The sequence below is a fragment of the Microbacterium sp. HD4P20 genome (assembly GCF_019449275.2).
Lineage (GTDB): Bacteria > Actinomycetota > Actinomycetes > Actinomycetales > Microbacteriaceae > Microbacterium.
On record NZ_JAHZQZ020000017.1, the window covers coordinates 33315 to 53818 of the forward strand.

Sequence of the window (20504 nt, forward strand, 5' to 3'; positions counted from 1 at the left end):
CTCGATTTTAGTTCGGATGCCGCAGCGCCGGCGCCCGTCGACGGCAGCCAGACCGGCGCCGGTGCTCACGCGATCTGCACGGTCCAGATCACCTGCATGCGCCACACCATGACGGCGATCGACAGCGCCGCGATGCCCATGATGACAGTGCTCCAGCGGCTCCGCTCCAGCAGGGCCCAGGCGACGGCCCCGAGCGGCAGCAGCGCGGCCGATACGAGGTACACCCAGAACTCCAGAAGGCTCCCGGTGGGCGAATTGCCCACCAGCGGCGCGATGATCGCGACCACGACCTGGCCGATGAGGAGCAGCTCGACGAGCGCGAGCGCGCCGACGGTCCAGTCGCTCGGTCGGCGCCCCGCGAGCCCGGCGATGACGCAGAACAGTCCGGCTGCGACGGCGACGAACAGCTGCGCGATCGTGAACCACAGGATCATGCGGATGCCTCCTCTGGCATGTTCATCGCGCTCTTGATGTCGTCGCCCCGGCGCTCGACGATCCCGACGAGAGCGCCGTCGGGACCCACCGCCGCCACCGGGCTCGTCGAGAGCCGCACGCCCGCGCCGGTGAGCCGCTTGCCGTGCCGCAGATCCCGCGCCTCGTCCGCCGTGACGTCGAAGCGGCCGAGGACGACCGCGGCCGCGGCCGCCGGCGTCAGCATCGCCGTGTCGGGGAAGGCGTCCAGCGCGCCCGCGTCGTCGACGGCGAAGGGTCCGATCCGGGTGCGGCGCAGCGCGGTGAGGTGCCCGCCGACGCCGAGGCCTGCCCCGAGGTCGCGCGCGAGCGAGCGGATATAGGTACCACTGGAGCAGTCCACCACGACGTCGAGGTCGACGAACCCATGCCCCGCCTCGAGCCCTGTACGCGAGGCGACGATGTCGAAGCGCGAGACCGTCACCTCGCGTGCCTTCAGCTGCACGTCCTCGCCGGCGCGGGCGAGGTCGTAGGCGCGGCGCCCGTCGACCTTGATCGCGGAGAAGGTGCTCGGCACCTGCGAGATGCGGCCTGTGAGCGCCGTGATCCCCTCCGCGATGGCCACCGGCGTCAAGAGCGAGGCATCCGTCATCGACACCACTTCGCCGTCGGCGTCGTCGGTGTCGGTCGCGACGCCGAGCCGGATGGTGGCCTCATACGTCTTGTCGAGGCCGACGACGAAGGTCAGCAGCCGGGTGGCGCCCTCGACACCGAGCACGAGGAGGCCGGTCGCCATCGGATCGAGTGTGCCCGCATGCCCGATCTTGCGGGTGCCCAGCGCGCGTCGGGCGCGCGCGACGACGTCATGCGAGGTCATGCCGCCGGGTTTGTCGACGAGCAGGATGCCGGGCGCGACCATCAGCCCGCTCCCGTGAAGATACGGCGGGGCTGTGCGAGATCGGCGTTGTCGACGATCGCAGATGCCGCTTCGGTGGGGCGCGCCTCGCGCAGGTAAATCTCCTGCCCTTGGCGATAGCGAGCGTTCGAGGCGGCGTCGGGGTCGGGGTCGCTGCCGTCGCGCAGCGCCATGCGGGCGTAGGCGACTCGCCACGGAACATCGAGCCACACCGACCAGTCCCACACCGTTCGCAGCTCGGGACGGTGAAGGAAGATGCCGTCGACCACGAGCACAGCATCGCGGGGCGCGGTGACCCACTGCGACTCGACCGGCGCGTCGCGCACCAGGTCGAACCCCGTCAGCTGAAACCCCGTGCCGGCCCCAGCCTGCGCGCCGTCGCGGAACGGATCAACGAGCACGCGGCGGAAGGTCGGGTAGTCGTACGAGTCGCGATAGAAACCCTCAGGGCTCATGCGTCCGCGCGCATATCTCTCGGCCCGGGGCCGGTGGAAGTCATCGATCGACGCGCGGAACACCGCCGCACCGGTCTCGGCGAAGGTTTCGGCGAAACCGTCGGCGAACGTCGTCTTGCCCGATCCGTCGACCCCGTCGACAGCGACGATCACGCGCCCTGCCGGGTAGTGCCGGAGCACGTCGTCCCGGAGGTCACGCCACAGGGTGGTCGCAGGCGTCACGGGAAGGCGCATGACTCCAGCCTACGGCGGCGGCATAGGCTCGATGGCATGCCCGACCTCGCGACCCCGCTCGCCGCGTGGTACCGCGAGAACGCACGAGATCTGCCGTGGCGTCGCCCCGGCTACGGGGCCTGGGGAATCCTCGTGAGCGAGTTCATGCTGCAGCAGACCCCCGTGAACCGCGTTGTCCCTCACCTGGAGAGCTGGCTCGAGCGCTGGCCCACGCCGGCGGCGCTGGCCGCGGATGCGCCGGCCGAGGCCGTGCGCCAGTGGGCGAACCTCGGCTATCCCCGACGGGCGCTCTGGCTGCACCGCGCGGCAGTCGAGATCCGCGATCGCCACGACGGCATTGTTCCTCGCGACGTGGGTGATCTGCTCGCACTCACGGGCATCGGGGACTACACCGCGAGAGCGGTGGCGGTCTTCGCCTATGGCGACCGGCATCCCGTCGTCGACACCAACACCAGGCGCGTGCTGGCCCGCGCGCTCGGCGGCCGCTCCCAGCCCGGTCCACCCTCTCGCCGAGACCTCGCCGAGATGGAGGCGCAACTGCCCCGCGGCATCGAGAAGGCCGCGGTCGTGAACGCGGCGACGATGGAGCTCGGCGCCACCGTCTGCGTCGCACGCGTGCCGCGCTGCGATGCGTGCCCGATCGCCGACCGCTGCGCGTGGCGCGCCGCCGGCTACCCCGAGACCGGCGACCAGCGCCGCAGGCAGGCGCGCTACGAGGGCAGCGATCGGCAGGCGCGCGGCGCAGTCCTCAGAACCCTGAGGGATGCGGCGGCCCACGCGGTGCCGCTGACCGAGGTCGTGCCGGACTGGCCCGACTCTCACCAGCGCGACCGGGCGATCGACTCGCTGATCGCCGATGGACTGGCCGAGGCATCCGGCGGGATGCTCCGCCTGCCCTCATGACCGCACCGAAAGGGTCAGTCCTCTTCGGTGGTCTCTTCCGTGGTCTCTTCGCCGGTCTCGTCGTCGATGTCGCGCGGCTTGAGGTACGGGTCGGCCTCGCCGGCATACGACGCGGCGGCCGCAATGCCCGCCACCGCGGCATCCCGCTCACGCGCCTCGCGCAGCAGATCCGCGATGTGCCCGGCGGTGTCGGGCAGCGCGTCGGGGATGAACTCCAGCGACGGGGTCAGCCGGACATTGAGGTGCTTGCCCAGCTCCGAGCGCAGCATCCCGGTCGCCGACTTCAACGCCTGCGCCGACGCTTCGCGCTCCTCGTCCGAGCCGAGCACTGTGTAGAACACCGATGCGTGCTGGAGGTCGCCGGTCACCCGCACGTCCGTGATCGTCACGAATCCGAGGCGCGGATCCCGCAACCCCTTCTCGAGGCGCTCGGCGAGGACCACGCGGATCCGGTCGCTGAGACGGGCCTGACGTTCGCCTGCCATGATTGCTCCTTGTTCCCGGCCGTCGAGCGAGGAACGAGACGAAACGCGCGGTGTGCACGCGTTTCGTCTCGCTTCGCTCGCTCAACGACCGACTGGGTCAGCCTCGCGGCTTCTCGACCATCTCGGTGGTCTCGATCTCGTCGCCGACCTGGATGTCGTTGAACTTGCCGAGCCCGATACCGGCCTCGAAGTCGGTGCGCACCTCGGTGACGTCGTCCTTGAAGCGACGCAGCGACTCGATCGCCAGGCCGTCGGCCAGGACCACGCCGTCGCGGATGACGCGCGCCTTGGCGTTGCGCGTGATCGTGCCCGAACGGACGATGACACCGGCGATGTTCCCGAACTTCGAGGAGCGGAACACCTCGCGGATCTCTGCCACACCCGACTGGATCTCTTCGTACTCCGGCTTGAGCAGACCCTTGAGCGACTGTTCCACGTCGTCGATCGCGTTGTAGATGACCGAGTAGAACCGGACGTCCACTCCCTCGCGCGAGGCGCGCTCGCGCGCCTTCGTGTCGGGACGGACGTTGAACCCGATGACGATCGCGTTGTCGATCGTCGCGAGGTTGATGTCGGACTCGGTGATGGCACCGACGCCGCGGTGGATGATCCGCAACTGCACCGAGTCGTCGACCTCGATCTTGAGCAGCGACTCCTCCAGCGCCTCGACGGCACCCGAGACGTCGCCCTTGATGATGAGGTTGAGCGACTCGACCTTGCCCTCTTCGAGAGCGCGCGTGAAGTCCTCGAGCGAGATGCGCTTGCGGGCCTTGGCCAGCTGGGCGTTGCGCTCGGCCGCTTCTCGCTTCTCGGCGATCTGGCGAGCGGTGCGGTCCTCTTCGGTCACGATGAACGTGTCGCCGGCGCGCGGCACCGAGTTCAGACCCTGCACCTGCACCGGGCGAGACGGGTAGGCCTCGTCGACCGGGTCGCCGTTCTCGTCGATCATGGCGCGCACGCGGCCGTAGGCCGTGCCCGCGACGATCGCGTCGCCGACACGCAGGGTTCCCGACTGGATCAGGACGGTGGCAACCGAGCCGCGACCCTTGTCGAGCTTCGCCTCGATGGCGACACCGCGAGCGGCCTTGTTCGGGTTGGCCGTGAGGTCCAGTCCCGCGTCGGCGGTCAGCAGGACGGCGTCGAGAAGCTCCTGGATGCCGAGACCACGCAGTGCCGACACATCCACGAACATGACGTCGCCGCCGTATTCCTCGGCGACCAGACCGTACTCGGTGAGCTGCTGTCGCACCTTCGCCGGGTTCGAGTCCGGCTTGTCGACCTTGTTCACCGCGACCACGATCGGCACGTTCGCCGCCTGGGCGTGGTTGAGCGCCTCGACCGTCTGCGGCATGATGCCGTCGTCGGCGGCGACCACGAGGATCGCGAGGTCGGTGACCTGCGCACCGCGGGCACGCATGGCGGTGAACGCCTCATGCCCGGGGGTGTCGATGAAGGTGATCGCGCGCTCGATCTCTTCATGCTCGGTCCACACCTGGTAGGCACCGATGTGCTGCGTGATGCCGCCGGCCTCGCCGGCGACCACGTTGGTCTGGCGGATCGCGTCCAGCAGGCGGGTCTTACCGTGGTCCACGTGACCCATGACGGTCACCACAGGAGGACGGATCTCGAGGTCTTCCTCGCTCTCCGCCTCCAGCTCGGCCTCGAGGTCGAGACCGAAGCCCTCGAGGAGCTCCTTGTCCTCGTCCTCGGGCGAGACCATCTGGATCTTGTAGCCGAGTTCTTCGCCGAGCACCTCGAAGGTGGCTTCGTCGAGCGACTCGGTCGCGGTCGCCATCTCACCCAGGTTGAACAGGATGGTCACGAGCGTGCCGGGCTGCACGTTGTAGCCGCGCAGCGCCTCGAGCTTGTCGGCGAAGTCGGAGATCGACGCGCCGCGGCGCAGGCGGATGATCTCGCCGTTGCCCTTGGAGACGTTGACGCCGCCGACGACCGGCGCCGACCGCATCTCGAATTCCTGCCGCTTCGCGCGACGCGACTTGCGCTGCTTCGACTTGCCGCCGCCCTTGCCGAAGGCACCCGCGGTGCCACCGCCGGGACCACGGCCACGGCCACCGCCGCCACCGGGACGACCGGCGAAGCCGCCTGCGGGCGGACCACCGCCACCGGGACGCTGGAAGCCGCCGCCACCGCCACCGGCGCCGCCGGGACGGCCGGGACCGCCGGGACGCTGCTGGAACGGGGCACCGGGACGACCGCCGCCACCGGGGCGGCCTGCGCCGCCCTGACGCGGGGCGCCGGGACGAGGGGCGCCCGGGCGCGGAGCCTGCGGACGCGGGATGTTGCCGGGGGTGGGACGCTGGCCCATGCCCTGCGCCGACGCGAACGGGTTGTTGCCCGGCCGCGGGCCGGCGGGGCGCTGGCCCATGCCCTGCGAGGAGGCGAAGGGGTTGTTGCCCGGTCGCGGCGTGCCGCCGGGGCGGGGGGCCGCCGGGCCGGGAGCAGCGCCGCCGGGCTTCGGCTCGGCGGGAGCCGCCGGTGCCGCTGCGTCGGCGGGAGCCTGCGCGGCGGGCGCCTGCGCGGCAGGAGCCTGCGCGGCGGGGGCCGCCGGCGCTGCTTCGGGAGCAGGCGCGGGAGCAGCCGGAGCGGCAGGGGTCGGGGCCGCAGGCTTGGCGGCGGGTGCCGCAGGTCGGGACGGGCCCGGACGTGCGGCCGGCTTGGCCGCGGCAGCCGCGGGCTTGGCATCGGCGGCGGGCTTCGCTGCGCCATCCGCCTCGAGCGCGGCGCGCAGCTTGCGCGCCACGGGGGGTTCGATGGTGGACGAGGGGCTCTTGACGTATTCGCCCAGGGCCTTCAGCTTCTCGAGCGCGACCTTGCTGTCGACGCCGAGTTCGGAAGCGATCTCGTGCACGCGTGGTTTGGCAGCCACAATTCTCCTGTCTGAGGTCTACCCAGACAGGGCAGACCATTAGTCGCGGACGGGTCTCATTTCGAGCCGTTCACTTTGTTTCCATAGCCGTTCAGCCTTTTGTTCGCTGTAGGTATTTCTCGATGGTCTGCGTGTCGAGCGGACCCGACGCACGCAATGCCCGAACGAAGGCGCGGCGCCGGATGGCGGACTCCACGCACTCCTTCGTCTCGTGCACCCACGCGCCTCGTCCGGGCATCGACGCACGAGTGTCAGGAACGACAGCCGAATCGACGGCGACCACCCTCAGAAGGGCGGACCGGGGAGCACGCGTGCGGCATCCGACGCACGTTCGTACAGCTTCCATTCTACACGCCGGGGCTTACACCCCGGACCCCTCTCTCACACCTCGCGGGCCGGGCGCCGATCTCGAGCGGTCCTCAGGACTCGAGGATGCTGTCGGGCTGGATGTCGATCTTGGCGCCGGTGAGCTTGGCGGCCAGCCGGGCGTTCTGCCCCTCCTTGCCGATGGCCAGCGACAGCTGGTAATCGGGGACGAGCGCCCGCACCGCCTTGCTCGTGGCATCCAGGATGAAGCTCGAGGTCACTTTGGCCGGCGACAGCGCATTGGCGACGAACTTCGCCAGTTCGGGGTCGTAGTCGACGATGTCGATCTTCTCGCCGCCGAGCTCCTCGGTGACCGCGCGCACACGACGCCCGAGTTCGCCGATGCAGGCGCCCTTGGCGTTGATCGAAGGATCGTTCGCCTTCACCGCGATCTTGGTGCGGTGACCGGCCTCGCGGGCCAACGAGACGATCTCGACGAGCCCGGCGGGGATCTCGGGGACCTCGAGCGCGAAGAGCTTGCGGACCAGGCCAGGGTGGGTCCGCGACACGGTGATGGCCGGCCCCTTTGCACCCTTGGAGACGCTCGTGACGTAGACGCGCAGCCGCGAGCCGTGCGCATAGTTCTCGCTCGGCACTTGCTCCTCCGGAGGCAGGATCGCCTCCACCGTGCCCAGGTCCACGTGAACCATTCGGGGGTTGGGGCCCTGCTGCACGATTCCGGCGACGATATCGCCCTCCTTGCCGCGGAACTCCCCCAGCACGGCGTCGTCGGCGATGTCTCGCAGCCGCTGGCTGATGACCTGCTTCGCGGCGAAGGCGGCGATACGCCCGAAGTCCTCGGGAGTGCTCTCCTCCTCGCCGATGACAGCCCCCTCTTCGTCGAGCACGGGGATGAAGACGGCGACATGGCCGGTCTTGCGGTCGAGCTCCGAGCGCGCACCCTCGGGGAGTTCGCCGGTCGGCGACGTGTGCTTGGCATACGCGGTCAGGATCGCCTGCTCGATGATGCGCACGAGCTCATCGAAGGGGATCTCCTTCTCGCGCTCGACGGTCCGAAGCAGTCCGAGATCGATGTCCACAGTGGCCTCCGTATTCAGCTCTCACCGGCACGTCGACGCGCGCCGGAACCCTACAACGTTACCCGATGCCACGCTGCGCGAATCCGGTACGCGCGCGTCGCCGGGCGCTCGTCGCTCACCGACCGCAGTCGTCGACGTGCGTGTCGGTGCGGGTCAGCCTCGCCTCGGTCCAGTTCACGAGGACCGGCAGGAAGCGCGATCCCGGCAGCAGCGTCCCGAGATGGTCGTATCCGCGGTATGCGAGCCGGCGGACCTGCTCACCCTGGGCGCACAGGCGGTCGACGAATTCCTCCTGCAGTCGCGGAGGGATCACTTCGTCCTCCGTCCCCCACACGACCAGGAGCGGGTGCTCCCACGGCCCGGTGGGCACGTTGTCGGCGAGCCGCCGGCCGAGCGCCCCGGCGGTGAGATCCCCCACGTAGAGCGGACGGTCCTCTGCCACCCCCAGCGCCGTGGCGACCGAGACCATCACTCCGGGCTCGGACGGGCAGCGCTGGGTCATCTCGCGCACGATCGCTTCGGCGCCGGGAGCGATGTATCTCGCGAGGTCGACGTCGTCATACGTGTCGGCGTAGGGCACCAGGACCCACGAGATCAGGATCGACAGAAGCACACTGGCGTCGCCGTCGGTGAGCTCGTCCGCCAGCGCGAGCGGATCGGCCGCGGGTGCCAGCACCGCGGTGCCGAGCATGTCGACCTGCGGCGCATAGTCCTCGGCGATCTGCGACATCCACAGCGCGGCGTGCCCGCCTTGCGAGTGGCCCCACGCCACCGTGCGCGCCGACAGCGTCACGTCATCCAACTCCCCCGCCGCCAGCACCGCATCCAACGAGGACCGCGCCTCCCCTCGGCCGATGAGGTACGGGAAGACACCTGGAGCACCCTGACCGGAGTAGTCCGACGCCACCACGATCCATCCGCGTCGGATCGCCTCGTCGAGCGCCGGGATGGCCCACTTCGTCGCGGAGGCGTCACGCAGACTCGGTGCGCAGCCCCTGGCCACTCCCGTCGTGCCGTGGTTCCACGCGATGACCGGGCGTGCGCCGGGTGGCCGCTCGTCCGGCACGATCACGAGCGCGCTGGCGACCGCCGGCTGGCCGACCGCGTCGCGCGTGGTGTAGAGGATGCGGTTGACGTGGGCGCCCGCCGGCTCCTGACCGGCGAACTCGCCCACCCGGATGAGCCGACCATGCTCGTACGGCACCACCGGGGGCGGATCGTAGAAGGCGTCCACGACGGGGGCGCCGTCAGACAGCCACGAACTGGCCCACCAGCCGACCGCCGCGAGCGCCACCAGCAGCGCCGCGACCCCGTAGCGGCCCGCCGCCACCCACGCGCTGCGTGCGCGGGCACGAGGTGTCGGCTGGGCCGAGGCATCCATCGCGCCGTTCTTGTCCTCTTCACGTGACCCGACGTCCGCTGGGGCGGTCCCCCGGCCCGCGACGTAGGCACGCACCGCCCGCACCACCAGGGTCGCGCCGAAGACGATGGTGCGCACCCCGAACACGATGGCGACGACCAGGACGGTGACATCGGGCCACGAGAAGGCGAGGATGCCGAAGACGACCTGAGCGCTTCCCCACGCAGTGGCGAGCACGCGCTGGCTGACGCGGCCCCGTGAGATCGCGTCGTACAGCGAGGCGAGGCCGCCGACGAGCAGCAGAACGGCGATCAGCTGTGGCAGCAGTTCGAGCGTGCGGCCAAGACCGACCAGGATGGCGAGGCCGAGCCCGATCCACAGCGCCCCGAACGTCACACGCGACCACAGGGCCGACTCGGGGGTCCCCAGCATTCTCGCGACGCCTGTGAACACGGCGCTGAGTCCGACGTAGATCGTCAGCAGGAACAGCGAGGTCAGGGGCCGCGTGACGATCAGCAGACCCACCAGCAGAGACAACGCACCGACGACTGCCAGAGCCGCCGGGGGTGCGCCACGAAGGAGCCGTGGCGCGATGCTCCAGCCGGCCACGCGGAGATGACGGGCTCCGCGGATCACCCGCACCATCATAGATCGCCGGAGGTCGCCCCCGTCGGCTCAGCTGCTCCGGATCACGCTCCGGTTGGTCGGCTGTCCACCTGCCGATGCGCTGCGCGCAACCAATCCGTTACTCGACGCCGTCAGCCTCGCAAGAGAGCGTCTGCGCGATCCGACATCTCGCTGCGCTCTTCCTTCCCCGATGAATGGAGCATTCGTGGTCTCGCCCACAACCCATCCGATGCGGCGCGTCGTGCGCCGCTGTCTCGCCCTCTGCGCGACCGCCGGTCTCGCCGCGGGAGTGTTCGCTGTCGCCCCGGCAACCGCTGCGGTCGCGGCCGAAGAGTCCGCGCCCGCCGAGGAACTCGCGTCGCGGTTCACTTTCGCGGTGCTGCCCGACACGCAGTTCTATTCGCGATACTCGTCCGACCAGTTCGTACCCCGCTACGGCACCGACCCCTTCTCGGTCCAGACCGACTGGCTCGCCGAACACGCCGAGGCCCTTCGCATCCCCTTCACGGCGCATCTGGGCGATGTCGTCGACCGTGCCGGCACCCAGCACGAATGGGAGGCGGCCGACCGCGCGATGAAGACGCTCGACGACGCCGGCCTGCCCTACTCGATCCTCCCGGGGAACCACGACGTGCTCGACAGCAGGAAGTGGGACACCGAGCTCGACGCCGCCGCTGAGCCGTTCAACCGCTGGTTCGGCAAAGCACGTGCCGCGATGCAGTCGACCTACGGTGGCAGCGACCCGACCGGCCTGAGCCAGTACCACATCTTCGAGGCGGAGGGACAGCAGTTCATGTCGCTCGCACTGTCGTGGCGACCGTCCGACGCGACGCTCGCCTGGGCGCAGAGCGTGCTCGACGCGCATCCGACCGTGCCGGTGATCCTGAGCAACCACGCCCTCATCAGCGTCGGCGCCGACCAGACGACGCCGGTCGAGACAGGTGACAGCACCCGGATGTGGGATGAGCTCATCAAGGGCAACGACCAGATCTTCATGACGCTGAATGGCCATTTCCATGGCGCGACCCGGCAGGTGAAGATCAACGACTTCGGTCACCCGGTGCACCAGATCCTCATGGACTATCAGATGGCGTACGAGGGCGGCAACGGTTACCTGGGCCTGTTCGAGTTCGATCTCACGAACGACACCATCTCGCTCGAGACCGGTTCGCCCTGGGTGACTTTCAAGCCCCAAGACACACTCACGAGCTACGATCAGCCGCTCCTGGACGGTCAGCACCAGCGTTTCACACTCGACTTCGACTTCAGCGAGCGCTTCCAGGGCTTCCACCCCGGATTCACGGCGGGCACCCCCGATGAGCCGTCGCTGAGCGCGGCCGCGCGCTCGATCCTCCTCGACGGCTTCGAAGGCCCCGACCCGATCGCGACCGAGCCGCCCGGGAACGAGCTTGACTTCGTCCCGGCCGAAGGAACCCTGGCCCATTGGCGATTCAACGGCCACGACGGCGTCATCGACGGCGACACCGTGATCGAGGACATCGTCGGCGACAACGATCTGACCCGCGTCGACCCGGCGGAGACGAATGCCATCGGCGCCACGTGGGAAGACGTCACCATCGAGAGCGACAGCGTGCACGGGTTCTCCGCCGACGGGGCCGCGGCATGCTTCGACAACTCGTCGAGCACGCGCTTCAGTTACCTCACGACCGCCGCTGACGCGGCGATCAACGATGCCGACCTCACGCACGGCTACACCATCGAGACCTTCGTCAAGATGGATGCCGACTGGGATGCCGCGACCAACGGATGGTCGAAAGCCATCACCCGTACCGGCAACCGTTCGTTGATGGGGGCGCCTCGTACCCAGTGGGATTGGACGGCTTCGCCGACCGCTCTGGGCATCTCGAATCTGCGCGAGTTCCAGTTCACGAGCCTGCCCGCCGACGCCACGCAAGGCGACCGGGTGAACTGGTCGGGCGAGATCATGGTCGACGCGTGGTCACACGTGGCAGTGGTCAACGACGCCGCCGCGGGGACGACGACGATGTACGTCGACGGGGCTCCGGTTCTGCGGAATGCGACCAACGTCGTCGGCCAGGCAGGCATGGCGGACATGCCCTGGATCATCGGCGCGGATTGGGTCGATGACGCAGCCCGCAACGGCTGGCACGGCTGCGTGGGTGAAACGCGCATCGTCGATCGGCCGACCACGCCGGACGAATGGCTGACGCAGCGCGCGGACCTCAGCGGCTTGACGGTCGCACAGGCGCCTGAGGGCGCCGTCGGCGTGGGCGAACCGGTGACCTTCGCCGGCACCGGCTTCCCCGGTGCCGAGGTCCGCTCGACCGCCGCGGATGCCCGCACGATGGTGACCGCCGACGGTACGTGGGAGCTCCAGATCGCCGAGGGCCTGGTTCGCGGTGAGAACTCGATCGAGCTCGTGCAAGCACTCGGAACGCGAGCCGGGACGCCGGTGACGGTCGAGTTCGAGGTGGAGCCGATGGCCGTGGCGGTCACAGCGTCCACCCGCATCCTGGCCGGCAAGCAGTACGTGTCGGTCGTCGCGACGAACCACGAGCCTTCCCCGGTCGACATCGTCATCGAGACCCCCTACGGCTCGAAGACCTTCCTCGCTGTGGGCCCGGGAAGGTCCGCGAACGTCTCGATGAACTCTCGTATGAGCTCGGTTCCCGCCGGCACGGCGAGCGTTGAGGTCACCGGTACCATCGCCGGCGAGACGGTCACCATGACGAAGCTGGCGGCCTATCCGGCCAGCTGATCAAGGGCCGGGGCCGCCTCATCATCTCGGTGGTTCGTGGAGCGCGACGGCTGGCCCCAAGCTCCAGGTCGACGCCGGGGTCGAGCCCGGCTCGTACGGCTGGGTCTTGACCCCCGTTGTTCGAGTAGCCATCCCCGTCGGGGACGGGAGCCTCCCGTCCCCGACGTCCGCCCAGTGGCGCATGGCGTCCTGCGGAGGTCTTCTCGATGAAACTCCCCGTGCCCAGGTCGACATCTCGCCCTCCCACACCCGACGCCCAGCCAGCATCGACCGGGATGCCCGGCACGGGTCCGCACCCTCCCACCGTGCGGCGCAGAACCGACGGTCGTCACGACTGACGCCGCCTTGACTCGACAGCGTGGCGCGACGCGGAGAGCGACACGAACTACCGCGCCCACCGCTGCGCCGACATACTGGGCCGATGGATGCTGTGAACGACTGGCTCTTGACGTGGGGCGACAGACTCTGGACGTGGATGGTCCTGCCGGTCGTGGTGGGCCTCGGGATCTACTTCACCGTCAGGTCGGGAGTGGTGCAGTTCCGGCTCATCCCCGAGATGTTCCGCACCCTGACCGACAAGACTCCGCGCGGCGACGACGGTCGCCCGCAGTCGGTTTCGGCGTTCCAGGCGTTCACGATCTCGGCGGCCTCGCGCGTCGGCGTCGGCAACATCGCGGGCGTCGGAACCGCGATCGCGCTCGGCGGCCCGGGGGCGGTCTTCTGGATGTGGCTCATGGCGTTCGTGGGCGGCGCCTCGAGCTTCATCGAGTCGTCGCTGGCGCAGTTGTTCAAAGTGCGTGACAGCGACGGTTTCCGCGGTGGACCGGCCTATTACATGGAGCGGGGTCTGAAGGCTCGCTGGATGGGCATCGTCTTCGCCGTGATCCTCATCGTGTGCTTTCCGTTCGCGTTCAGCTCACTGCAGGCCAACACGATCACAGCGACCGTCACCGCGAGCATGGGCGCCGAGTCCGCGGCGTGGCTGCCTTGGGTGATCGGCGTCGCGGTGGCGCTACTGACGGCGCTGGTCGTCTTCGGCGGTGTGCGCCGCATCGCCTCGGTGACGCAGATGCTCGTACCGCTGATGGCTCTGGCCTACCTCCTGTTGGGCCTCGTCGTGGTCGGTCTGCACATCGACCGGCTGCCGGCCGTGTTCGCCGAGATCTTCACGCAGGCGTGGGGCTTCAACGAAGTCGTCGGTGCGGCCTTCGGCTACATCGTCCTGACCGGCGTGCGGCGCGGCATGTTCTCCAACGAGGCCGGCCTCGGTTCCGCCCCGAACGCGGGAGCCAGCGCTGCCGTCACGCACCCGGTCAAGCAGGGGCTCGTACAGACGCTCGGGGTGTACTTCGACACGTTCCTGGTGTGCTCCATCACCGCGTTCATCATCCTGGTGTCCGTCCCGGACCTGAGCACCGCGACGCGGGGCATCGGGCTGACGCAAGGGGCTCTGGTCGGAACGCTCGGCGAGTGGTCGAACATCGCGCTCAGCGTCATCATCTTCCTTCTCGCGTTCTCGTCCATCCTCGGCAACTACTACTACGGCGAATCGAACATCGAGTTCATCACTCCGCACCGCGGCGTGCTCGCCGGCTACCGGACGCTGGTGGTGATCGCAGTCCTCGCGGGCTCCGTCGTCGGCGCCGACCTGGTGTGGAGCTTCGCGGACGGCGTCATGGGACTCATGGCGCTCACGAACCTGATCGCGATCGGGCTGCTTTCGGGCATCGCGTTCCGCCTGCTCAAGGACTACACGTGGCAGCGGCGTGAGGGACGCGATCCGGTCTTCACACGGGATCGGATGCCCGATATCGACGGCATCGCCGTGTGGGAGGACGAGCTCTCGGTCACCGGGCCGATCGATGTGGTCACCAGGCGGCGGCAGAGCCAGAAGCACCGGGACCACCTGCAGAGCGAACGCTGAGAAGCAAGCCCTCCCTCCACCCCTGGGCACGGTCTCTATGCTGACCCCATGGCACGCGCTGAGGTGAGGTCGGCAGCGCGCCGCGCCGAGGCCAACCCGATCTTCGAGGCTCTCGCTCGCGGCGGCTACGTCGCGGACGGACTCGTCCACATCCTGATCGGCGTCTTCACGGTCGTGGTCGCCTTCGGAGGGGACGGCGAGACCGACCAGCCCGGCGCATTCCGCGCCATCGCCGGCGCGCCCCTGGGCTTCGTCGTCCTGTGGGTCGCCGCGATCGCGCTGACGGCCCTCGGCCTGTGGGAGATCCTCGAGGGCGTCCTGGTGCCCCGCGGCAGCCGTCCGCGCAAGTGGGGTGCGCGCATCACCGAGTGGGGCAAGGCGGCAGTCTTCCTCGCTCTCGCCGCCATCGCCGCGGCTGTCGCGATCGGCGCGCGTCCCGATCCGGACGAGAGCGTTCAGGACGCCAGTCGCGGGCTTCTCGATGTGCCGGGCGGCCCGTGGGTACTCGGGCTGATCGGCGCCGGCATCGGCGTGAGCGGCATCGTGTTCGGGATAGTCGGCATCCGTCGCAAGTTCCTCGAGGGCTTCGCGCTACCCGAGGGGCGCTCGGGCATCGTGGTGAACGGGCTCGCCGTCGTGGGGTACGTCGCGAAAGGCGTCGCCCTCGTCACCGTCGGAGTGCTCTTGGTCGTCGCATCGGTGAAGATCGATGCCGACGACACGGGCGCGCTCGACGCCGCACTCGACGGACTGACCGCGCTCTCGTATGGACCGGCGGTGTGCGCGGCGATCGGCCTCGGTCTGATGGCGTACGGAGTGTTCCTCGTGCTGTCGGCTCGATTCCGGCGCCTCTGAGAATCACGGCGGCGCCTGCAACCCCGGAAGGTCGCAGGCGCCGCGGACGTGCCGGGTCGATCAGGCGCGATACACCTGCACGACCGAAGGGCGCGGAGCGTTGGGCACGGCGCCGGGCGCGGTCGAGCCGTAGTCGGGGAAGATCGAGGTCGGCGCGTCGAAGGTACCGTCTTCGCCGGGATGCTGCACCGCAACGAACACCAGACCTTCACGGTCGTGGATGACGGGCCCGCATGTCTCGGCGTCACGCGGGACGGCGAGGAACTGCTGCACATGACCGCGCTCGGGTCCCTCGAGCGGCACCTTGTAGAGCGCGTCGTTGTAGCCGATGGTGCTCGGCGCGCCGTCGGTCGAGATCCAGAGGTTGCCCTCCGAGTCGAACGCGACGTTGTCCGGGCACGAGATCGGCGAGACGAGCTCCGACGGGAACCCGGCGAAGTACGTGTTCGCGTTCGTGGCCGGGTCGCCGCAGAGGAGCAGGATGCTCCAGCCGAAGGTCGTGCCCGACTGTCCAGCGGTTTCGGTGAGCTCGATGACGTGACCGTAGCGGTTGCCGGTCACGGGGTTCGCCTCGTCCAGCGGCGACGCGCTGCCGCGCTGCGAGTTGTTGGTCAGAGCGAGGTATACCTTGCCGGTCTTCGGGTTGGGTTCGACGTCCTCGGGGCGGTCCATCTTCGTCGCGCCGACGGCATCCGCCGCCAGACGGGTGTAGACGAGTACCTCTTCCGTGCTGAATCCCGGGACGACCGACGCGCCGTTCTGGGTCAGCGGGATCCACTGGCCGCTGCCGTCGAACTGGCCGTCGGCAGGCAGGGCGCCGGTGCCGGTGATCTCGGAAGCCGGGGAGTCGCCGGTGAACTTGGCCACGTAGAGGTCGCCCTCGGCGAGGAGGCGCATGTTCTTCTTGCGCGAGCCCGAGATCCTGTGCTTCGAGACGAACTTGTACAGGTAGTCGTTGCGCTCGTCGTCGCCCATGTACGCCACCACGCGCTTGTCCTGGCCCACGATGACGTTCGCGCCCTCGTGCTTCATGCGGCCCATCGCGGTGTGCTTGCGCGGCGTCGACGTCGGGTCATCCGGGTCGATCTCGACGATGTAGCCGAACCGGTTCGGCTCGTTGACGAAGCCCGGGTCGTGAGCGTTGAACCGGGGGTCGTAGGTCTCCCAGCCCGTCGAGGTCGAGGTGGACGCGGACGACTGGTAGCGCTTCTGCCCAGGGGTGTCGGCGGCCCACGCGAAGTATCCGTTGAAGTTCTCTTCGCCCGAGAGGATGGTCCCCCACGGCGTGGTGCCGCCGGCGCAGTTGCCGAGCGTACCGCGCACCCAGCGCCCCTCCGGGTCGTCGGCGGTCTTCATCAGGTCGGTGCCTGCAGCGGGGCCGGTCAGCTCGAAGACCGTCTCGACGGTGATGCGCCGGTTGCGGCGACCGTCGACGACGTAGCGCCAGGGCTCGCCGGTCCGCCGCCGCTCCAACTCGACCACCGACAGGCCCTGTGCAGCCTTGTAGATCTCGCTGCGGCGGCGCAGCTCGGCGGGGTCGCTGGACGGCGGGAACATGATGCCCGGATTGACGTATTCGTGATTGGTGACGAGGACGCCCCGCTTGCCGTTCGGGTCGGCGAGGATGTCGAGGTAGTCGCAGTTGTATCCGAACTGCAGACCCTGCGCCTGTGGTGACTGCGCCAGGATGTCGAACGTCGGCGCGCTCGAGAAGAGCGGGTCGCCCCAGCGGATGATGGGGCTCCAGGTGTAGCCGGCGGGCACGGTGAAGGCGTCCACCGTCCGTGCGACGGGGGCGATGGGCTCGAACGCCAGGCCCGCGGTGCCCGGTCGTGCGAACGCAGCGCCGGGGCCGCTCACGCCGGCCGCGGCGGGAGCCGACGTCGGCGCCGAGGTGCGGAACGCGCCGACCGCGATGGCGACAGCGCCCGCGGCACCGAGGCCCAGCAGCGCGCGGCGCGACAGCGCCGCCGACGCGACGTCGCGAAAGTGCGCGTTGGACGACGTGTTGCACTCGGGGCCGAGGCAGGCGTTGGCGCACTTGTACTGGCAGGTGACCGCTGACCGCTTGCCGCGGACGTGATCGGCCATCGGCAGCGAGGTGCGCGGGCTCGGCTGCGAGGTGCGGGGGTTTTCGACGATGCTCACGGTGGACGCCCTCCCTGACGTTCGGATGGCCGTCAGGATCCTCGCGTCCGCGAACACGCTCCGAAACGCCGGGTGAACGGAACGCGACGAGCCGATGAGAGCGCGCTCATGCGGCATCCACCCGCTCTCGCCATCGGCGAAGCGCGGTGCGGATGACGCGTCAGGCGGCGCGGGCCGGCCCCTTCGGGGCGGAGTCGAGGCTGTTGACGGCACGGATCAGGCGATGCAGCTCGCCGACGTGCACCTGGTTGAGACGCAGCACCAGGCGCGGCAGATCGACGCGGTCATCGTCATCCCGCTCGCGACGCAGGGCGCCGCGGCGCTGGATGCGTCCGGAGAGGATGAGGGGGCCGAACCGCTCGTTGAGGCTCTCGACCTCGGCGTCGGTGGGCTCGGCCCGTACGCGCAGCACCAGACGATCACCGACCCAGCGCAGCGAATCGTAGTTGCGCCAGAAGTCGGTGATCTCGCGCGCCGCCGCCTCCACCGAGTCGGTGACCAGGACGCGGTCGAAGTCGCCGGGCGAGATCACGCGGCCGGCCACGAGCTGCTCGTCGACGAAGCGCTGCAGGCCGCGCCAGAACATGCCGCCGGGCTCGTCCAGCAGCACGATCGGGGTGGGCTCGGCCTTGCCGGTCTGCTGCAGGGTGAGCAGTTCGAACAGCTCGTCCAGCGTGCCGAATCCGCCGGGCACGCACACGAAGCCGTGGGACTCCTTGACCAGCATCAGCTTGCGGGTGAAGAAGTACTTCATCGCCACGTTGCGCGCATTGGCGGCGATGACGGCGTTGGGCTTCTCCTCGAACGGCAGCCGGATCGACACACCGAGCGAGCGGTCAGGTCCTGCCCCTTCCGCCGCGGCCTGCATGATGCCCGGGCCGGCCCCCGTGACCACCATCCACCCGCTCTCGGCGAGCGCTCGGGCGACTTCGGCGGCGGCACGGTAGACGTGCTGCTCCGGGAGTGTGCGGGCGGAGCCGAAGATCGTGACCTTGGGCACGTCCTCGTACGGCGCGAAGAGGCGGAACGCCGCGCGCATCTCGGTGAGCGCGGCTGTCGTGATCTTCAGGTCGAGGCGGTTCGCCTCATCGAGCCCGAGGCCGACACCGGTCACCAGAATCCGGGCGACGAGGTCGATGTTCTCGGTGATGCCGGCGTCCGCGATCACGCGGCGCAGATCGTCGGTCACCTCGGAAGTCACTGCGGCATCGTCGTGCATGCCTCCAGCGTTGCACGTCGACGCGCGGTGCGGGCTCGATCCCGGGCTGTGGGCGGCGTCAGCGCGCCGCGAGCCGCACAGCCACTTCCGCCACCGGAACGACCTCGCGGTCGCCGGTGCGGCGGTCCCACAGCTCCACCTGCCCGTCAGCCGCGCCGCGGCCGACGATCACGATCTGGGGCACGCCCACCAGCTCGGCATCGCCGAATTTCACGCCGGGCGAGACCTTCGGGCGGTCGTCATAGAGAACATCGAGACCGGATGCCTCGAGCTCGGCCGTCAGCTGCTCCGACACCTCGAACACGACGGGCTCGCGACCGGTGGCCACCACGTGCACGTCGAACGGCGCCACCGACGCCGGCCAGATCAGGCCCTTCTCGTCGTTGTTCAGCTCGGCGATGATCGCGAGGATGCGGGTGACGCCGATCCCGTAGGAGCCCATCGTCACGGTGACGAGCTTGCCGTTCTCGTCGAGGACCTTCAGGCCCAGAGTCTCGGCGAAGAACCGCCCCAGCTGGAAGACGTGACCGATCTCCATGCCGCGCGCCAGCTCGACCGGGCCGGAGCCATCCGGCGCGGGGTCACCGGCTCGAACACTGGCCACCTCCACGAATCCGTCTGCGGTGAAGTCGCGCCCGGCCACCAGGGTGTGGACGTGCTTCTCGTCGATGTTGGCGCCGGTGACCCACGCGGTGCCGTCCACGACGCGCGGATCCAGCAGGTAGCGGATGCCGGTGGCCGACTCCTCACCGAGGATCGGCCCCGTCTCGGACCACGGCCCGATGTATCCCTTGACCAGCAGCGGGTGGCGTTCGAAGTCTGCCTCGGTGGCCTGCTCGACGACCGCCGGCGCGAAGGCGACCTCGACGCGCTTGTCGTCGATGTCGCGGTCGCCGGGGAGCCCGACGATGACAAGCTCCCGCGAACCGTCGAGGTGCGTCAGTGCGAGCACGACGTTCTTGAGGGTGTGGGCGGCCGTCCACTCGGCCACTCCGTCGGTCGAGGGGCCGGCGATGCCCGGCGCCGGGGCGTCCAGGTGGGCGTTCGCGTGGTCCACGAGCGTCTGAATCGTCGGGGTGTTCGGCGAGTCGAAGATGACCGGCGCACCGATCCCGTCGAACGGGATCGAAGCGGGCGCAGTGGTCGTGTACGCCTCGACGTTGGCGGCATACCCGCCGGCTGAGCGAACGAAGGTGTCCTCCCCGACCGGAGTCGGGTGCAGGAACTCCTCGGAACGAGCGCCGCCCATCAGTCCGTTGTCGGCCTGCACGATCACATACTCCAGGCCCAGCTTCTGGAAGATGCGCTCGTAGGCGTCGCGCTGGCGCTGGTAGGAGGCATCCAGCCCTTCGTCCGTGTAGTCGAACGAGTACGCGTCCTTCATCGTGAACTCGCGACCACGCAGCAGCCCGGCGCGAGGACGTGCCTCATCGCGGTACTTGTCCTGGATCTGGTAGATCGCCAGCGGCAGGTCCTTGTACGACGAGTACAGGTCCTTCACGAGGAGGGTGAACATCTCCTCGTGCGTCGGCGCGAGCAGATAGTCGGCGCCCTTCCGGTCCTGCAGCCGGAAGATGCCGTCGCCGTAGGATTCCCACCGGCCCGACGCCTCGTACGGCTCCCGCGGCAGCAGAGCGGGGAAGTGCACTTCGTAGGCGCCCGCGGCCGCCATCTCGTCGCGGATGACCTTCTCGATCCTCGCTTTGACTTTCAGCCCCAGCGGCAGCCACGCGAAGATGCCGGGCGCGTTGCGCCGGATGTAGCCGGCGCGCACGAGCAGCCGATGGCTCGTGACCTCCGCATCGGCGGGGTCTTCGCGAAGCGTGCGGAGGAAGAAGTGCGACAGACGGGTGACCACGAGGGTCAAGTCTAGGGCGGCCGGATGCCGCGGCCCGCCTCGGTCGGGTGATGCGGCTCGCATCGGGGCCGGCGTT

15 protein-coding genes are annotated in these 20504 nt (G+C 69.3%); 4 read left to right on the forward strand and 11 right to left on the reverse strand.

The features are described 5' to 3' along the window. Positions 1–65: 65 nt before the first annotated feature. Genes K0817_RS12300 through K0817_RS12315 form a run of 3 tightly spaced genes read right to left on the reverse strand, consistent with a single transcriptional unit; the run spans position 66 to position 2016 of the window. On the reverse strand, positions 66–434 hold the full coding sequence (locus K0817_RS12300) for a hypothetical protein (RefSeq protein WP_219981807.1): 369 nt from the start codon (positions 432–434) through the stop codon (positions 66–68). Further along, entirely contained in the window at positions 431–1330 is a 900-nt protein-coding gene (gene truB / locus K0817_RS18555; protein ID WP_219981808.1) for a tRNA pseudouridine(55) synthase TruB, read from the reverse strand. Before truB ends, K0817_RS12300 begins: the two co-directional genes overlap by 4 nt. Next, positions 1330–2016: a uridine kinase gene (locus K0817_RS12315; RefSeq protein WP_219981809.1), complete on the reverse strand. Its 687-nt coding sequence runs from the start codon at positions 2014–2016 to the stop codon at positions 1330–1332. The genes truB and K0817_RS12315 overlap by 1 nt, the downstream gene beginning before the upstream one ends. A 36-nt stretch (positions 2017–2052) precedes the next feature. Between K0817_RS12315 and K0817_RS12320 the strand changes: the two genes are divergently transcribed. Then, positions 2053–2919 (forward strand): A/G-specific adenine glycosylase, encoded by an 867-nt coding sequence (locus K0817_RS12320; protein WP_219981810.1) that lies wholly within the window; start codon positions 2053–2055, stop codon positions 2917–2919. A 14-nt stretch (positions 2920–2933) separates the two neighbouring features. On the opposite strand, the gene rbfA is transcribed toward K0817_RS12320, so the two are convergent. From rbfA to K0817_RS12345, 5 genes are all read right to left on the reverse strand, one after another. Further along, positions 2934–3404, reverse strand: coding sequence for a 30S ribosome-binding factor RbfA (gene rbfA, locus K0817_RS12325; RefSeq protein ID WP_219981811.1), 471 nt, complete (start codon positions 3402–3404; stop codon positions 2934–2936). 97 nt (positions 3405–3501) lie between these two features. Next, the gene (gene infB / locus K0817_RS12330) at positions 3502–6291 is read right to left on the reverse strand and encodes a translation initiation factor IF-2 (RefSeq protein WP_253735357.1); all 2790 of its coding nucleotides are present in this window, start codon (positions 6289–6291) and stop codon (positions 3502–3504) included. Positions 6292–6382: 91 nt separating this feature from the next. Then, positions 6383–6637: a YlxR family protein gene (locus K0817_RS12335; protein WP_219981812.1), complete on the reverse strand. Its 255-nt coding sequence runs from the start codon at positions 6635–6637 to the stop codon at positions 6383–6385. Positions 6638–6710: 73 nt separating this feature from the next. Next, positions 6711–7697: a transcription termination factor NusA gene (gene nusA, locus K0817_RS12340; protein WP_219981813.1), complete on the reverse strand. Its 987-nt coding sequence runs from the start codon at positions 7695–7697 to the stop codon at positions 6711–6713. Between the two features lie 115 nt (positions 7698–7812). Continuing rightward, positions 7813–9702, reverse strand: coding sequence for a lipase family protein (locus tag K0817_RS12345; protein ID WP_219981814.1), 1890 nt, complete (start codon positions 9700–9702; stop codon positions 7813–7815). A gap of 187 nt (positions 9703–9889) precedes the next feature. Here K0817_RS12345 and K0817_RS12350 point away from each other — a divergent pair, with 187 nt between their 5' ends. The 3 genes from K0817_RS12350 to K0817_RS12360 all read left to right on the forward strand — a co-directional run bounded on the left by K0817_RS12350 (position 9890) and on the right by K0817_RS12360 (position 15203). Then, the gene (locus tag K0817_RS12350; protein WP_219981815.1) at positions 9890–12424 is read left to right on the forward strand and encodes a LamG-like jellyroll fold domain-containing protein; all 2535 of its coding nucleotides are present in this window, start codon (positions 9890–9892) and stop codon (positions 12422–12424) included. A gap of 421 nt (positions 12425–12845) precedes the next feature. After that, a complete protein-coding gene (locus tag K0817_RS12355; RefSeq protein WP_219981816.1) occupies positions 12846–14348 on the forward strand; it encodes a sodium:alanine symporter family protein in 1503 nt (500 codons plus the stop codon). A 48-nt stretch (positions 14349–14396) separates the two neighbouring features. Further along, on the forward strand, positions 14397–15203 hold the full coding sequence (locus K0817_RS12360) for a DUF1206 domain-containing protein (protein ID WP_219981817.1): 807 nt from the start codon (positions 14397–14399) through the stop codon (positions 15201–15203). 60 nt (positions 15204–15263) lie between these two features. Here the strand turns inward: K0817_RS12360 and K0817_RS12365 are convergent, their stop codons facing one another. The 3 genes from K0817_RS12365 to K0817_RS12375 all read right to left on the reverse strand — a co-directional run bounded on the left by K0817_RS12365 (position 15264) and on the right by K0817_RS12375 (position 20428). Continuing rightward, on the reverse strand, positions 15264–17294 hold the full coding sequence (locus tag K0817_RS12365) for a PhoX family phosphatase (protein WP_219981985.1): 2031 nt from the start codon (positions 17292–17294) through the stop codon (positions 15264–15266). Positions 17295–17511: 217 nt separating this feature from the next. Beyond that, positions 17512–18570 carry a TIGR00730 family Rossman fold protein gene (locus tag K0817_RS12370; RefSeq protein WP_219981818.1) on the reverse strand — a complete coding sequence of 353 codons (1059 nt, stop codon included), beginning with the start codon at positions 18568–18570 and terminating at the stop codon, positions 17512–17514. 58 nt (positions 18571–18628) lie between these two features. Then, complete coding sequence (locus K0817_RS12375; RefSeq protein ID WP_219981819.1) at positions 18629–20428, reverse strand: proline--tRNA ligase; 1800 nt, start codon at positions 20426–20428, stop codon at positions 18629–18631. Between the last annotated feature and the right edge of the window lie 76 nt (positions 20429–20504).

Bases quoted from the DNA above. Each gene is read 5' to 3' on its own strand.
- K0817_RS12315 (WP_219981809.1), bottom strand. From the start codon at position 2,016: ATGCGCCTTCCCGTGACGCCTGCGACCACCCTGTGGCGTGACCTCCGG.
- K0817_RS12365 (WP_219981985.1), bottom strand. From the start codon at position 17,294: ATGGCCGATCACGTCCGCGGCAAGCGGTCAGCGGTCACCTGCCAGTAC.
- K0817_RS12335 (WP_219981812.1), bottom strand. From the start codon at position 6,637: ATGGAAGCTGTACGAACGTGCGTCGGATGCCGCACGCGTGCTCCCCGG.
- K0817_RS12360 (WP_219981817.1), top strand. From the start codon at position 14,397: ATGGCACGCGCTGAGGTGAGGTCGGCAGCGCGCCGCGCCGAGGCCAAC.
- K0817_RS12370 (WP_219981818.1), bottom strand. From the start codon at position 18,570: ATGCACGACGATGCCGCAGTGACTTCCGAGGTGACCGACGATCTGCGC.
- K0817_RS12345 (WP_219981814.1), bottom strand. From the start codon at position 9,702: ATGGTGCGGGTGATCCGCGGAGCCCGTCATCTCCGCGTGGCCGGCTGG.
- rbfA (WP_219981811.1), bottom strand. From the start codon at position 3,404: ATGGCAGGCGAACGTCAGGCCCGTCTCAGCGACCGGATCCGCGTGGTC.
- truB (WP_219981808.1), bottom strand. From the start codon at position 1,330: ATGGTCGCGCCCGGCATCCTGCTCGTCGACAAACCCGGCGGCATGACC.
- K0817_RS12320 (WP_219981810.1), top strand. From the start codon at position 2,053: ATGCCCGACCTCGCGACCCCGCTCGCCGCGTGGTACCGCGAGAACGCA.
- K0817_RS12355 (WP_219981816.1), top strand. From the start codon at position 12,846: ATGGATGCTGTGAACGACTGGCTCTTGACGTGGGGCGACAGACTCTGG.
- K0817_RS12300 (WP_219981807.1), bottom strand. From the start codon at position 434: ATGATCCTGTGGTTCACGATCGCGCAGCTGTTCGTCGCCGTCGCAGCC.